This is a genomic window from Paenibacillus soyae (assembly GCF_024623455.1).
Taxonomy (GTDB): Bacteria; Bacillota; Bacilli; order Paenibacillales; family Paenibacillaceae; genus Pristimantibacillus; species Pristimantibacillus soyae.
In genome coordinates this window covers 75128-88539 of the sequence record NZ_JANIPJ010000007.1, presented here as the reverse complement: position 1 = coordinate 88539, position 13412 = coordinate 75128, and the positions used below count along the sequence as shown (strand labels likewise).

Here is a 13412-nt window from a genome sequence, read left to right as displayed (position 1 = left end):
ACCTCTACTCTCTAGGAAGGATTAGCTGTTGCGCATGATGATCGATTCCAGTGTATTGGCGACATCCTCGCAATAGTCGGTCGTTTGTTCAAGTCTCTCGTAAATTTCTTTGCGCTTGATCAGCTCGATTGGATCCTTCACGTTCGCGAACAGCGTCGTAATGGAAACGCGGAGAATGTCGTCCCCTTGGTTCTCCAGCTCGTTAAGCGCGATGCAGTGCTCGCGGATCGCCAGCAGCTTCTTCTGCGTAAGCAAATAGATCGCGTTTTTGATCTGTTGCGCGGAACGGACCAGAATATCGGCGAAGAGCGTTATGTATTCGTCCTTCTCGCGAATATGGTACATTTCGAATCGGGATGCGCATGCCTCAACGCCGTCCAGGACGTCGTCAAGAGATGTCGTAAGCGCCATGATGTCTTCCCGCTCGATCGGCGTGATGAACGTTTTGTTCAGTTCCTTCAGGATTGTATGCGTGTACTGGTCGCATTGGCTTTCCAGTTCCTTCATATGTTTCGCGAACGCGTTCACATCCGAAAGATCGTTTACGCCTTTTGCGAAATACTCCATTGCTTCGACGAGCGTGTCCGCCATTTCCTCGAGCGTTTTGAAGAAAATGTCTTTTTTCTTAAACATGTCAATCCCCTTATCGACTAATTAATGTGAGCTTGTTTCTGACATACCTGAATCAGTTTACACCCCATTTGTTAACGCAGTGTAAACATTAATGAAAAATTAACATATTTTTTTCATATTTCTCAGCCTCGACAAAAGAAGCCGCCCCGATCGGAGCAGCTTCTTTCCTTAGCTGTATTCCGAACGTCCGCGAAGCAAGTCCCGCCCGCGACCGTCCTTATTGTGACCTAATTTCCAATTCCTATTACGAAGCCGGTTGACTTTCATTCCATGACACATGCTCGGCCAGCGCCGGCCGATTCGGCACGACATGAATGTACGTCTTGCCCGGCAGGAAGGAAACCTCCTGCCCGTCCTTCGTGAAGCGGACCATGCCGTCCTCGCTTCTAAGCCATTCGATGTCTTCTTTTTTGCCTCCCTGGAACAAGTAGCCCGAACCGCCGGACTCCAGGTCGACGGCCAGCCGCCCTACGTTATCGAGCGTTTTGTGGCCGGCTTCGAAAACAATCACATTGGCCGCGGCCAGCTGCTGGTTATTGTTCAGATCGATATGAGGCTCTCCGTTGATCGAGCGCTTGTAAAGTCCTGCCGCTTCGTCATAGGTATAAGTGACCTCGTAGTCTTGCATAAGGAAGGTGATGGCGATGTCCGTGGCTTTTTCCGCCGCTGCTCCCGCTGCCCCTGCCTCGGAGAACGGATACGTCGGCGACTGCTTGTCCTTGTCATACCCTTTCTTGTCCGCGCCTTCGCGCATCTTCTCGAGATTGGAGTACAGGTTATGCGGCGCCTTCCGCTCCTTGCTTCTCCAATAATACGAGCCCGCGTTCGTAATCTCGTCCAAGTATGGTTTGCCTTGCTTCTTCAGAATCGAATACGCTTCCGGACTGCCGCCGGCATGAACCATTACGGCGCCGTAGCTGTCCGCGATATCGATCAAGTAAGCCCGATTGCTCCGGATGGGACCGATCGTATCGGCCAAGGCGTCCGTGCTCTGGAATACGGCTACCAACCGGGTGATGCCGCCTTCGGCGAGCACTTCCCAGACGACGTCCGCGTTCGTCAGCCCGGATTGGGGCCGGGCCGCGGAGAAATTGTTCACCATAACCGCGATCGGCCGGTTCGCGGCTTCGTTCTCCCGCCCAATGCCGGTGAGCGGCGCCGTATAAGGCGGAGGCGTCGGCTCAGGCGACGGAGTCGGAGAAGCCTCCGGCGTCGCGGTTTCGTTTATTTCGGAGGGGGGGACGGTAACGGCTTTGTCTCCGCTGCACGCGGAAAGGAGTAGAAAGGAAGCAGCCAGCCATGCGGCAGCCTGTGAACGCCATCCAAAGGACATGTGCAACCCGCCTTCTGCTAGTTTTGTTATTCGTTCCTGTTACTCCCTATTTAAACATAGATGACCAGTCTTGTCTGTACCGAAATAAACGGCCCCCCTTCCCCCTCCTAAATCGACCAATGCTGCCACTCCTGCTGCCGCCGGTCCAAGCCGGAGAGCCAATCCGCCGTCAGCCGGATCGCCTCCTCCTGATGTTGTCTTCGGCTGTAGGTGTGCCCCGCTTGGAAAATGATTTCCTTGTCGCATATGCCTTCGCCGCGCGTCCAGAACACTTTCTGATACAAGAAGCTGTAATCGACCGGAATAAGCTCGTCGCTTGTACCGTGGACAAGCAGAACGTCGCCGCCGAATTGAGGCGCGGATTGGAACGGCTGATGCTGCATGAGCGATTCGAAGAAAACAGGCTGCAGCGTATAACCCGCATGATCGGTGCCGCCCTTCGAGACGGCTTCGTCATAGCTCTCCCTGCCCACGATCCGAACGATGTCGTTGAATGGATAGGCGACGGGTGACCACAGCACGAGTCTCTTCACCCTACGATCCTTAACCGCGGTCATGATAGAGACGGCTCCGCCGAGGCTGTGACCGAGAAGCACGATCCGGCGGGGATCGACGCAATCCATGCCCGCCACGTAATCGATCGCCGTTCTTGTCTGATTCACCATCGAGTCGAAGCCGAGCGCGCCGTAATCACCTCCGCTCTCCCCGCAGCCGCCATAGTCGAAACGAAGCACGAACGAGCCCTGGGAGGCCAGCGCCCTCGCCGCTTTCACGAATAGACGATCGACGCCGACGCGGCTTCCGATGAAGCCGTGGCAGATGATGATGGCCTGCTTTTTATCCGAATTCCGGCTGTTAGACTCCTCATAAGCAGGATAATGAAGAGTAGCCGTCAGTTCCAGGCCGTCATGCTTAAGGATGAGCTGTTTTTCCATATCTATCTCCCCTATCCGATAATAATAAAACACATAATTCCTACCCGTATACTATGAATTATTAATGGATATGGTATCACCCTAATCTACAGCTGTCAATCGTTTCATTTTTGTACATACGGAACAGCGATTCGGGCAACATATGGATACATGAATCAATTATTCGATGAAGCAAAAAAGGACCTCCACCATGAGGTCCCCATAACTCGGAGGTGTGCCGCAAATGCCGGAATGGATCGCATGGCTAAGAGAGCACTGGCTGTCCGCCCTGTTAGGGGCGGGCGCATTGATCGCCGTCATCTACGTATACGCGAATCGCAAGCTGCTATTCTACAAGGAATAGCGGCTTGCCGTTTTTTCCTACTCTATGCATCTGGAATAAGGGGCAGCTCGATCCGCACGATCGTGCCGGTTCCCCTCTCGCTGTCGATCGACAGCATCCCCCCGTGCAGCTCGATAATTTCCTTGCAGATCGCCAGTCCTAGACCGGACCCGCCATGGCTGTTGCTCGCTTTGTAGAACTTCTCTTGCACGTGCGGCAAATCCTCGGGAGCAATGCCGCTTCCCGTATCCGATATCGAGATCACGCCGTATCGTGGTCCGGCTTCCGTCCGCACCGTCACGCACCCTCCGCCAGGGGTGAATTTGTAGGCGTTGTCGATAACGTTGATGACAACCTGCTTCAGCCGGTTCGCATCCCCGCTTATGAGGATCGGGCCGTCGCCGTATTCGGCGCTCAGCTTCACCTTCGTCCCTTCCTCGCGGACCGCGAGCTGGCTGACGGTTTCCCGGACCGGGCTATTCAGATCAAGCGTCTCCTTCTGCAGGACCATCGTTCTCGCGGACAGCTTGGAGAAATCGAGCAGGTCCTCGACCAAGCCTGCCAGCCTGTCCGTTTCTTTGCTAATAATGGACAGCCCCAGCTTAACCTCTTCGTCGTCCTCGCCAGGCTCGCTCTCCCGCAATGTCTCGCTCCAGCCTTTGATCGATGTAAGCGGCGTGCGAAGCTCGTGCGAGATGGAGGAAATAAAATCGTTTTTCAGCTTCTCCCGCTTATTGAGCTCGCCCATCACCGCGTTGAACGTTTCGGCCAGCTGGCCGATTTCGTCGTTGCTTCGTTTCGCCGCCTTCCTGGACCAGTCGCCTTCCGCCATGTAGCGCGCCGCCCTCGTCAGCTCCCGGATCGGCATTACGATCCGCTGGGCCAGGAAGAGGCTTAAGCCCAGAAACAGCAAAATAACCGCTAATCCCGCGTAAGTGGCCATGCGGATCAGCCGCGCCACCATGTCGTCCACTTGCTGCAGGGAAGCCGTGTAACGGACCATCGATACGACTCTCGCCTCGTTCCATAGCGGAGCCGTTACGCTGATGACCCGTTCTCCGTAGAACGGATCGACGCCTTTCCAGCTGCCCGTCTCCCCCGTCATGGCCGTCCTGACGTCCTCCGTTTCGTACTTGATCCTCGGCGCGAACCCGTCCGAGTCGATACGCACTTCGCCGGCGCTGTTCAAGAGCTGGACGCGGGTCGGTCCGCCTTCCGCCATATACTGCAGCAGGTAGTCGGCCTGATCCTGCAGCGTAAGCGAGGCCAGGGACCGCGAATGGAGCGCCATCGCCGATTCGACGCGCTGCTTGACCGAGCTCTGCGCGCTGCCGTAATAATAATTCCACATGAGCGCGGCGAATGCCGCTCCCAGCACGCCGACGACCAGCACGATCAGAAGCAGGTAGCTCCATACCATCCTCGTCTGAACGCTTCTCATTGCGGCACGCTCCGTTTCCAGCGATAGCCGTGCCCCCATACCGTCTCGATAATGGAAGGATCGGACGGATTCGTTTCGATTTTCTGCCGGATACGGCGGATGTTCACGTCCACGACCTTTAAATCTCCCACGTAATAGCGCCCCCATACCTCCGTTAATATTCGGTCGCGGCTTACGCTTTCGCCTTCATGCTCCATGAGGAGACGCACCAGCGTCCATTCCGTAGGCGTTAGGATGATTTCGACGTCCCGCTTCCACAGCTTGCGCTCCATGATGGATAAGCGGAACGGGTCGCGGACGAGCTCAAGCTCCGCCGGAGAGGAAGAGGATGCCGCCCCGTCGCCCGCTCCAGCCGGTGCCGCGGCTGCGCTGGGCAAGCCCTGCGGCGGGGAAGGCTGGGCTTCCGCGTTCATGCGCCGATACAGCGACTTGATTCGCGCGATCAGCTCGCCCGGGCTGAACGGCTTCTGCACATAATCGTCGGCGCCTAGCTCCAGTCCCCGGATTTTGTCTTCTTCCTGCGATTTGGCGGTAAGCATGATGATCCCCATTCTGGGGTAGCTCTCCCTGAGCTTCGCGCATACCTCGAAGCCGTCGATTGTCGGCAGCATGACGTCAAGCAACGCGATGTCGATCGGCCCTTCGGCCTCCGCGCAGGCGATCGCGTCTTCGCCCCGCTCCGCCTCGAGCACTTCCATCCCGTTCCTCTTCAGATTAATGCGGACGAAGCCGCGGATGGACTCTTCGTCCTCCAATAACAAAATGCGCATTCGTTCACCCCCGTTCCTCTCAGCCTTCACGCTCTATCGTCATATAGGACTTCCACTGTTTTTCAATGCTTCGCATATCCCGCCACTCCTGCAGCTCGCCATTCGTCAGATTCGAGGGCTCCTCTTGGACAAAAGAAACCAGATAAGCGTTCCCGCTGTCCTCGTACAGCAGCTGGTAGGACCTATTCTCGTCCTTCCAAGCCGACTCGACGTTCCCCCACTGCTTCAGCGGAACAACATAGATCGTCGCCAGCTCCGCTATCCGATGATACTTCTCGTTCCAATAGCTGAAGGTGACGAGCCCGTAGGAGGACGAAGGCGGCTTCTTCATCGTGTAACGCCCTTGCCACTCCTCGGGAATCGTAAGCCGAACGCCATACGTATAGTCCCGGTACTGCTCCAGCACGGACTCATAACCGGATTTACCGTCCCACTGGACCCACTCGTTGATCCATAAAGCGTCGGCATACGACAAGCTTTCATATCCCGGAGCTAATCGCGTCCGGTGGAGCTCGATAATCCCGTCGCCGTTCATATCGCCGCTTTGCACGCCCGTTCCGTTAAAACCTTCTTCCCCGCGGGAAGAGTCCGGATAGACGAGCTTCAGCTCCTTGTTATCCCAAGCGTACATATAGGTAAGCATGCTGTGCGCCCCCGTGCCGCCTTCGAGCAAGATCCCATGCTTCGACTCCGCTATAGTCCCCGTCAGCATTCTTTCGAAAAGGCTAACGCCCTGCGGCAAGGAAGCAAGTCCTACCTTCGCCAGCGCCCCCTTCTCCCAATCGTATAAGCTCAGATAGTAGGATGGAACCTCGAGCTCCCCGCTCGTGCCCAGTGCGTCGAGCACCGCCAGCTCCGGTTTGCCGTCTCCGTCCAGATCCCTTGTATCCGCAAGCCGGTAGGGCAGAGAATGAATGGCTTTCATCGTGAGCAGCCCGTTCTCGTTGCGGACGGCCTTCCCTTGGAACGAATATAGCTCGAGCATATTCGGGCTGTCGAACGCGCCGATCCAGCCAACGATGAGCTCGTACACGCCGTCCACGTCTAGATCGACGATTCGGAGCCAACCGATATCTCTAGCGAGCGGCTGCTCGACGAGCACGAACTGACGCCAGCCGAACTCCGTTTGTCTCAGCACCATAATTTCCGGCGTGCTGAATTCGTTATAATACGTAACCACCGCTTCCTCAATGCCGTCACCGGTTAGGTCGATCCGCCGGATCGCTTCCTTGTAATCGTCGCGGTGGGGAAGCATGAGAACGCTGAACCTCGGGAGCTGCTTCCCTATGGCTTCCGCCAGCTGTTCCTTATCCTTCGCGATAGCCGGCTTCTGCAGCAGGTCGGCGGGAGCCGCCGTATATCTGCAGCCCGTCGCGAGCACCAGCGCGGCGAACAAAGCGAAGAGGAGCGCGGATCGTCGACCCTTGCCCCTTGTGATCATTATGTTATTCCATGCCAAGCCGCTGCTCTTCATCTTGACTCCTTCCGGCTGTCAGTTGCTTATTCCGGTATTTGATCGACCGTAACCAGCGTAAATCCAAGGTTATGCAGATCATCTATAACGTCCGGAAGCATCTCCACCGTATTGCGGATATGCTTCCCTCCGAATGAATGCATTAATATTATACCATTCGCTCCCGTTTCCTTACGAATCATTTCCCGCATGTCGGTAATCGGCGTCCCTGCCCAATCGCGAGTGTCGACGGTCCAGCCGACCAGCCTGCGATTCTCGTTCTCTAGCACAGCCTCCAGCGTATCGGACACCGCTCCGTATGGGGCGCGGAACAGCTCGGGCACGTAGCCGAGCTCCGCCTCGATCGCTTCGTCGGTACGATCGACTTGCTGCTGAATTCCCGGTTTGGCAAGCTTGCTAAGATCCTTATGCGAATAGGAATGATTGCCTACGGCATGACCTTCTTCTTCGATTCTCTGCAGAATTTCGGGGTATTTCTCCACCTGCGTCCCGACGACAAAAAACGTCGCTTTCACGCCTTTTTCCTTCAAAATATCCAATATCGCCGTCGTATACTTCGGATCGGGGCCGTCGTCGAACGTCAGCGCGGCTAGTTTGCGTTCGTCCTCGGGCATAGCCTTCTCCTCTTCAGCGGACTCTGATGTCTCCTCCGTATCGGACTCGCCGACAATGGGAGCGCTGTCATATTCGGAGCCGTCGTTGAGTGCATCATCGCTGTCGACCGCTGATTCCGGTTGTCCATCGCCATGAGCCGCTTCCGTCGCGTTTCCTCCTCCGTCCGAGTCGGATCCGGGAGTCAGTATGCCATGATTCGGATCAAGCTCATCCTCTCCGGGCACGAAAACCGCTGTATCTCCCTCCGTTACGCCGCCTGCATCGATAACAATGCCCGGCGGCTCCGCATGGGAATCATCCCCTGCCGCCTCCGATTCGTCGGTGCTTCCTTCATCCCCCGGCATGCCGGTTCCCAGCATCTCTTCCGCATGCTTCTCTTCCTGTTTCATAGACATCAGCGATGACAATCCATACGATTGTCCGACCGCGCAGCCGGCCATCCACACCATAACCACCGACAAAACGACAAATGCAACCAACCTGCGACGACGACCTCTTTTTCTTCTCTCCATGCCTTCCACCTTCTATTTCCGCTGATGAATCTATCATAGTGGATTTGGAGGTTAAGAGAGTTACAAATTAGTAACACCATTCGAGACGATGCGACAGTTTTCGGCGCTGATGCTTCAGGGAGGAGGGGATTGACCTGTTCCTACTGAAGGCTTACTATCCTTTCACTTAGGAAGTACATGTTCGACCCAACCGGGCTCGCTATCCCCTACACTCAGCTGGTATATCCTCCGCTCAACCGGGCTCGCTATCCCCTACGCTCAGCTGGTATACCTTCGACCCAACCGGGCTCGCTATCCCCTCCACTCAGCTGGTATATCCTCGGCCCAACCGGGCTCGCTATCCCCTACACTCAGCTGGTATACCTTCGACCCAACCGGGCTCGCTATTCCCTCCACTCAGCTGGTATACCTTCGACCCAACCGGGCTCGCTATCCCCTCCACTCAGCTGGTATATCCTCGGCCCAACCGGGCTCGCTATCCCTCGACTCAGTATGAGGATCAATTGTTAAGCTGGTTAGCAGCAACTGTCTTTATCGTTGTCCCCAGGATCAACTGACCGTCTCAGCAAAAACACCAAGGACTGAGCCAATGGGATAGTGTACCGAGGGACTTATAAAGCCCGTACAAACACCCATTTTACCAATTATTGTAACAAAAAAAGCCAGTTTTCCGGCAAGGACGAGTCCTTGCAAGAAACAGGCTTTCGAAACTGGCTTCCATTAGAGCATGACGATGTGGAATCCGGCATGCTCCATGTTATTGAAGGAGGATTAACGAAGCGCCTTCGCGGCAATATCCGTCCGATTCTGCTTGCCTTCGAAATGAATGACGCTGACGGCTTCGTATGCTCTTGCCCGCGCTTCCGCGATGTCGCGGCCTCGGCCCACAATTCCGAGCACTCGTCCGCCGCTCGTCACGAGCTCGCCGTCCTTCATCGCCGTTCCGGCGTGGAACACGAGCGCGCCTTGCGCTTCGGCGTCGGCGATGCCCGTGATGACGCGGCCCTTCGGATAGGAAACCGGGTAGCCTTCGGACGCGGCTACGACGCAGACTGCGGCTTCTTCGCTCCATTCGATGTTCAGCTCGCCGAGACGGCCGTTCATCGCGGCCAGAACGATGTCGACGAGGTCGGTCTTCAGCCTTGGCAGCACGACTTGCGTCTCCGGATCGCCCATGCGAGCGTTGAATTCGATCGTCTTCGGACCGTCCTTCGTGATCATGAGTCCGGCGAACAGGACGCCGCGGAATGGGCGGCCTTCGCTGACCATCGCTTTCGCCGTCGGGTTAATGATGTTGACGATCGCGTCTTCGATAATGCTTGGGTCGATATGCGGAAGCGGCGTATATGTCCCCATGCCCCCGGTATTCGGGCCTTTGTCGCCGTCGAACACGGCCTTATGGTCCTGAGCCGGTACCATCGGCTTCACGGTTTCGCCGTCAACGAAAGCAAGGATGGACATCTCTTGCCCTTCGAGGAACTCTTCGATGACGATTTGGTTACCGGCGTCTCCGAACACTTTGTCCACCATCGCCTCGCGCAGCGCCTTCTCCGCCTCTTCCATCGTAGCGGCGACAGTGACGCCCTTGCCTGCCGCCAGTCCGTCCGCTTTAATGACGATTGGAGTAGCTTGCTGCTTGAGATAGGCCAGCGCCGTCTCGTAATCCGTGAACGTCTCGTATTTCGCCGTCGGGATATTGTATTTTTTCAGCAGGTTTTTCATAAAAATTTTGCTGCCTTCGATTTCCGCCGCTTTCTTGTCCGGGCCGAAAGCCGGAATGCCAGCCGCTTCGAACGCGTCCACGATGCCGTCGGCAAGCGGATCGTCAGGTCCGACGAACACGAGGTCGATGGACGCTTCCTTCGCGAATCGAGTCAGCTCGTCGAACTGCGAAACCGCGATCGGCACGCATTCCGCGAGCTTAGCGATGCCCGCGTTGCCCGGAGCGCAGAACAGCTCCTTCACCTTCTCGCTTTTCTTGAGCGCCCAGCAAATCGCGTGCTCGCGTCCGCCTCCGCCAATAACCAGAATTCGCATCTTTTTTATCCCCCTGCTTATCGATTAATGTTTGAAATGACGTACGCTTGTGAACACCATCGCGATGTTGTTCGCGTTCGCGGCCGCGATCGACTCTTCGTCCTTGATCGATCCGCCCGGCTGAATGATGGCCGTGATGCCCGCTTTTGCTGCCAGCTCGACCGTGTCGCCCATCGGGAAGAACGCGTCGGAAGCCAACACGGAGCCCGCCGCTTTCTCGCCTGCTTGCTCAATCGCGATGCGAGCCGCGCCTACGCGGTTCATCTGGCCTGCGCCAACGCCGACTGTCATGTCGTCCTTCGCCAGCAAAATCGCGTTCGACTTCACATGCTTAACGACCTTCCAGCCGAACAGAAGCTGCTTCAGCTCTTCTTCGGTCGGCTTGCGGTTCGTGACGACCTTCAGGTCGGCTTCGGTGATGCTGTGAACGTCGCTTTCCTGTACGAGCATGCCTCCGTCTACGGAAGTCACGACCCACTCCGGCTTCCGTTCTGCCGCGGCAGTCAGCTCGCCCAGCTTCATGAGACGGATGTTTTTCTTCTTCGTCAGAATGTCCAGCGCCTCCGGCGTGAAGTCGGGAGCGATGATGATCTCCAGGAAAATGCTGCCGAGCAGCTCCGCCGTTTCCGCGCCAATCGTACGGTTCGCTGCCACGATGCCGCCGAAAATCGACGTTGGATCGGCTTCGTACGCTTTCTGGTAGGCTTCATGGATCGTAGCGCCGATGCCCACTCCGCAAGGGTTCATATGCTTGACCGCGACAACGGCCGGCTCGTCGAATTCCTTCAGAATGGCGAGCGCCGCGTTCGCGTCGTTGATATTGTTGTAGGAAAGCTCTTTGCCGTGCAGCTGCTCCGCCGTCGTCACGTTGCCGGACGCCGCGAGCGGCTTGCGGTAGAATGCGGCTTTCTGATGCGGGTTCTCTCCATAGCGAAGCTCCTGCACCTTTTCGTAAGTAACGGTGTACGATTCAGGCAGCGGCTCGCCGACTTGCTTGCTCAAGTAATCGGAGATGAGCGCGTCGTAGGAGGACGTGTGACGGAATACTTTCGCGGCGAGACGTTTGCGCGTCTCGAGCGTCGTGTCGCCTTGCGCTTTCACTTCTTCGAGGACGGCCGCGTAGTCGTTCGCGTCTACGACAACCGTGACGAAAGCATGGTTCTTCGCCGCGGAACGAAGCATCGTCGGTCCGCCGATATCGATATTCTCGATGGCGTCCTCGTACGTCACGTCCGGCTTCGCGATCGTTTCCTTGAATGGATACAGGTTGACGATCACGAGATCGATGTAGTCCAGTCCAAGCTCTTTCATCGCTTTCTGATGCTCTTCGTAATCGCGAACGGCCAGAAGACCGCTATGTACGGCCGGGTGCAGCGTCTTGACGCGGCCGTCCAAAATTTCCGGGAAGCCCGTCACGTCGGAGATGCCGATGACCGGCACGCCTTCCTTCTGCAGGAGGCTGAACGTGCCCCCCGTCGAAATGATTTGAACGCCCTGGCTTGCCAATTCTCTTGAAAACTCCACGATGCCCGTCTTGTCGGACACGCTGATCAACGCTCTGCGAATTGCCACTTCAGCTTCCTCCTAATTGTTCATAAAATGGTGTAAAAAACTAATATTCTATGTTAGCCGCGAACGGTCACTTTGCGTCCTTCGACCGTAACCAGCCCTTGAGCAATTTGGCCGACAACACGCGGATACAGCTCCTGCTCCGCCTCGTGGATACGAGCGGCAAGCGAGTCCTCCGTATCCTCTTCCCGGATGACGACTGCCGTCTGCGCGATGATCGGTCCGCTGTCAAGTCCTCCATCCACGTAGTGAACGGTGACGCCGGTTACTTTGACGCCATGCTCCAAAGCTTGTCCGATCGCGTTGATGCCGGGGAACGACGGGAGGAGCGACGGATGAATATTGATCATACGGCCTTCATACGGTTCGACGAGCGCAGGGGTGAGAATGCGCATATAGCCCGCGAGCACGATTAGATCGACCTCCCGCTTGCGCAGCTCCTCCAGGATGACCGTTTCATAGGCTTCGCGTGATGGAAAGTCCTTCGGCTTGAACACGTACGTCTCTACGCCCGCATGGACAGCGCGCTCGATTACAGGCGCAGAAGGCTTGTCACAGACAAGAAGCTCGATGCTGACATCGAGCTTCCCCTCCCGCACCGCATCCGCTATCGCCTGGAAGTTCGTGCCTTGTCCCGAAGCGAAGACCGCGATGCGAAGCGCCGCCATTACACGTCAGCTCCCTGGAACGTCACGATGCGGCTTCCCTCGGTTACGCGCCCGATGCGATAGGCTTTTTCGCCCAGCTCGGCGGCCGCCGAGATCGCTTGCTCCGCCTGCTCTTCCGGTACCACGATGACAAGACCGATGCCCATGTTGAACGTCGTGAACATGTCGCGGTTGCTAATATTTCCTTTTTGCTGCATGAGGCTGAAGATCGGCAGAATCGGCCAGGAGCCGTAATCGATTTCCACGTTCACGCCGTCCGGGAGGACGCGCGGGATGTTCTCGATGAAGCCGCCGCCCGTAATGTGCGCCATGCCTTTGACATTGACCTTCTCGATCAGGCCCAAAGCCTGCTTCACGTAAATACGCGTAGGCTCGAGCAGGACGTCGCCGAGCTTCGCTCCGCCCAGCTCTTCAAGTTGTTGATCCAGCGTATAGCCGGCTTCCTGCAGAAGAAGGCGGCGTACGAGCGAGAAGCCATTGCTGTGGATGCCGCTCGACGCGAAGCCCAGAACCACGTCGCCCGGGGCAATCGTGGAGCCGTCGATCATCTTCTTCTTGTCGACGATGCCGACGGTGAATCCGCCGATATCGTATTCGTCTTCGGAGTACATGCCCGGCATTTCGGCGGTTTCGCCGCCGATCAAGGAGCAGCCCGACTGCACGCAGCCTTCGGAGATGCCCTTCACGATCGCCTCGATTTTCTCCGGAACGACTTTGCCCGTCGCGAGGTAATCAAGGAAGAACAGCGGCTCCGCGCCTTGCACGATAATGTCGTTCACGCACATCGCCACCGCGTCGATGCCGATCGTGTCATGCTTGTCCATCGCGAACGCGAGCATCAGCTTCGTGCCGACGCCGTCCGTTCCCGACACGAGCACCGGCTCCTCGTACTTGTCCTTGTTCAGGGCGAACAAGCCGCCGAAGCCGCCCAGCTCCGCCAGCACCTCCGGACGGTACGTTCTCTTCACATGCTTCTTCATCCGTTCGACGGCTTCATTGCCCGCGGCAATGTCGACGCCGGCTTTCTTGTACGCTTCTGACAAATGGGTCCACTCCTTATTTGGATCTGTTGAGGCTATATGGTGCGTTATGGCGCATTGAAG

The 13412-nt window shown here is 56.7% G+C and carries 11 protein-coding genes; all 11 read right to left on the bottom strand.

Features of this window, described 5'->3' with window-relative positions; translation table 11 throughout:
• Window positions 1-21 precede the first annotated feature (21 nt).
• The gene (locus NQZ67_RS11630; protein WP_257445611.1) at window positions 22-633 is read right to left on the bottom strand and encodes a DUF47 domain-containing protein; all 612 of its coding nucleotides are present in this window, start codon (window positions 631-633) and stop codon (window positions 22-24) included.
• Window positions 634-877: 244 nt separating this feature from the next.
• Window positions 878-1966: a DUF3048 domain-containing protein gene (locus NQZ67_RS11625; protein WP_257445609.1), complete on the bottom strand. Its 1089-nt coding sequence runs from the start codon at window positions 1964-1966 to the stop codon at window positions 878-880.
• 107 nt (window positions 1967-2073) lie between these two features.
• Window positions 2074-2901 carry an alpha/beta hydrolase gene (locus tag NQZ67_RS11620; RefSeq protein WP_257445607.1) on the bottom strand — a complete coding sequence of 276 codons (828 nt, stop codon included), beginning with the start codon at window positions 2899-2901 and terminating at the stop codon, window positions 2074-2076.
• Window positions 2902-3266: 365 nt separating this feature from the next.
• Window positions 3267-4664 carry a HAMP domain-containing sensor histidine kinase gene (locus NQZ67_RS11615; RefSeq protein WP_257445605.1) on the bottom strand — a complete coding sequence of 466 codons (1398 nt, stop codon included), beginning with the start codon at window positions 4662-4664 and terminating at the stop codon, window positions 3267-3269.
• Window positions 4661-5434 (bottom strand): response regulator transcription factor, encoded by a 774-nt coding sequence (locus tag NQZ67_RS11610; RefSeq protein WP_257445604.1) that lies wholly within the window; start codon window positions 5432-5434, stop codon window positions 4661-4663. The genes NQZ67_RS11615 and NQZ67_RS11610 overlap by 4 nt, the downstream gene beginning before the upstream one ends.
• 19 nt (window positions 5435-5453) lie before the next feature.
• On the bottom strand, window positions 5454-6908 hold the full coding sequence (locus NQZ67_RS11605) for a hypothetical protein (RefSeq protein WP_257445602.1): 1455 nt from the start codon (window positions 6906-6908) through the stop codon (window positions 5454-5456).
• A gap of 26 nt (window positions 6909-6934) precedes the next feature.
• Window positions 6935-8035, bottom strand: a complete 1101-nt coding sequence (locus NQZ67_RS11600; RefSeq protein ID WP_257445601.1) for a polysaccharide deacetylase family protein — start codon at window positions 8033-8035, stop codon at window positions 6935-6937.
• A 771-nt stretch (window positions 8036-8806) separates the two neighbouring features.
• Window positions 8807-10072, bottom strand: coding sequence for a phosphoribosylamine--glycine ligase (purD, locus tag NQZ67_RS11595; RefSeq protein ID WP_257445599.1), 1266 nt, complete (start codon window positions 10070-10072; stop codon window positions 8807-8809).
• A 24-nt stretch (window positions 10073-10096) separates the two neighbouring features.
• Window positions 10097-11644, bottom strand: a complete 1548-nt coding sequence (purH, locus tag NQZ67_RS11590; protein WP_257445597.1) for a bifunctional phosphoribosylaminoimidazolecarboxamide formyltransferase/IMP cyclohydrolase — start codon at window positions 11642-11644, stop codon at window positions 10097-10099.
• Window positions 11645-11697: 53 nt separating this feature from the next.
• Window positions 11698-12309, bottom strand: coding sequence for a phosphoribosylglycinamide formyltransferase (purN, locus tag NQZ67_RS11585; protein ID WP_257445595.1), 612 nt, complete (start codon window positions 12307-12309; stop codon window positions 11698-11700).
• Window positions 12309-13352: a phosphoribosylformylglycinamidine cyclo-ligase gene (gene purM, locus NQZ67_RS11580; RefSeq protein WP_257445593.1), complete on the bottom strand. Its 1044-nt coding sequence runs from the start codon at window positions 13350-13352 to the stop codon at window positions 12309-12311. The genes purN and purM overlap by 1 nt, the downstream gene beginning before the upstream one ends.
• Window positions 13353-13412: the final 60 nt, after the last annotated feature.

Excerpts from the sequence above, each read along its gene's own strand:
- purD (WP_257445599.1), bottom strand. The coding sequence starts at position 10,072 with ATGCGAATTCTGGTTATTGGCGGAGGCGGACGCGAGCACGCGATTTGC.
- NQZ67_RS11600 (WP_257445601.1), bottom strand. The coding sequence starts at position 8,035 with ATGGAGAGAAGAAAAAGAGGTCGTCGTCGCAGGTTGGTTGCATTTGTC.
- NQZ67_RS11620 (WP_257445607.1), bottom strand. The coding sequence starts at position 2,901 with ATGGAAAAACAGCTCATCCTTAAGCATGACGGCCTGGAACTGACGGCT.
- NQZ67_RS11615 (WP_257445605.1), bottom strand. The coding sequence starts at position 4,664 with ATGAGAAGCGTTCAGACGAGGATGGTATGGAGCTACCTGCTTCTGATC.
- NQZ67_RS11610 (WP_257445604.1), bottom strand. The coding sequence starts at position 5,434 with ATGCGCATTTTGTTATTGGAGGACGAAGAGTCCATCCGCGGCTTCGTC.
- NQZ67_RS11605 (WP_257445602.1), bottom strand. The coding sequence starts at position 6,908 with ATGAAGAGCAGCGGCTTGGCATGGAATAACATAATGATCACAAGGGGC.
- NQZ67_RS11625 (WP_257445609.1), bottom strand. The coding sequence starts at position 1,966 with ATGTCCTTTGGATGGCGTTCACAGGCTGCCGCATGGCTGGCTGCTTCC.
- purN (WP_257445595.1), bottom strand. The coding sequence starts at position 12,309 with ATGGCGGCGCTTCGCATCGCGGTCTTCGCTTCGGGACAAGGCACGAAC.
- NQZ67_RS11630 (WP_257445611.1), bottom strand. The coding sequence starts at position 633 with ATGTTTAAGAAAAAAGACATTTTCTTCAAAACGCTCGAGGAAATGGCG.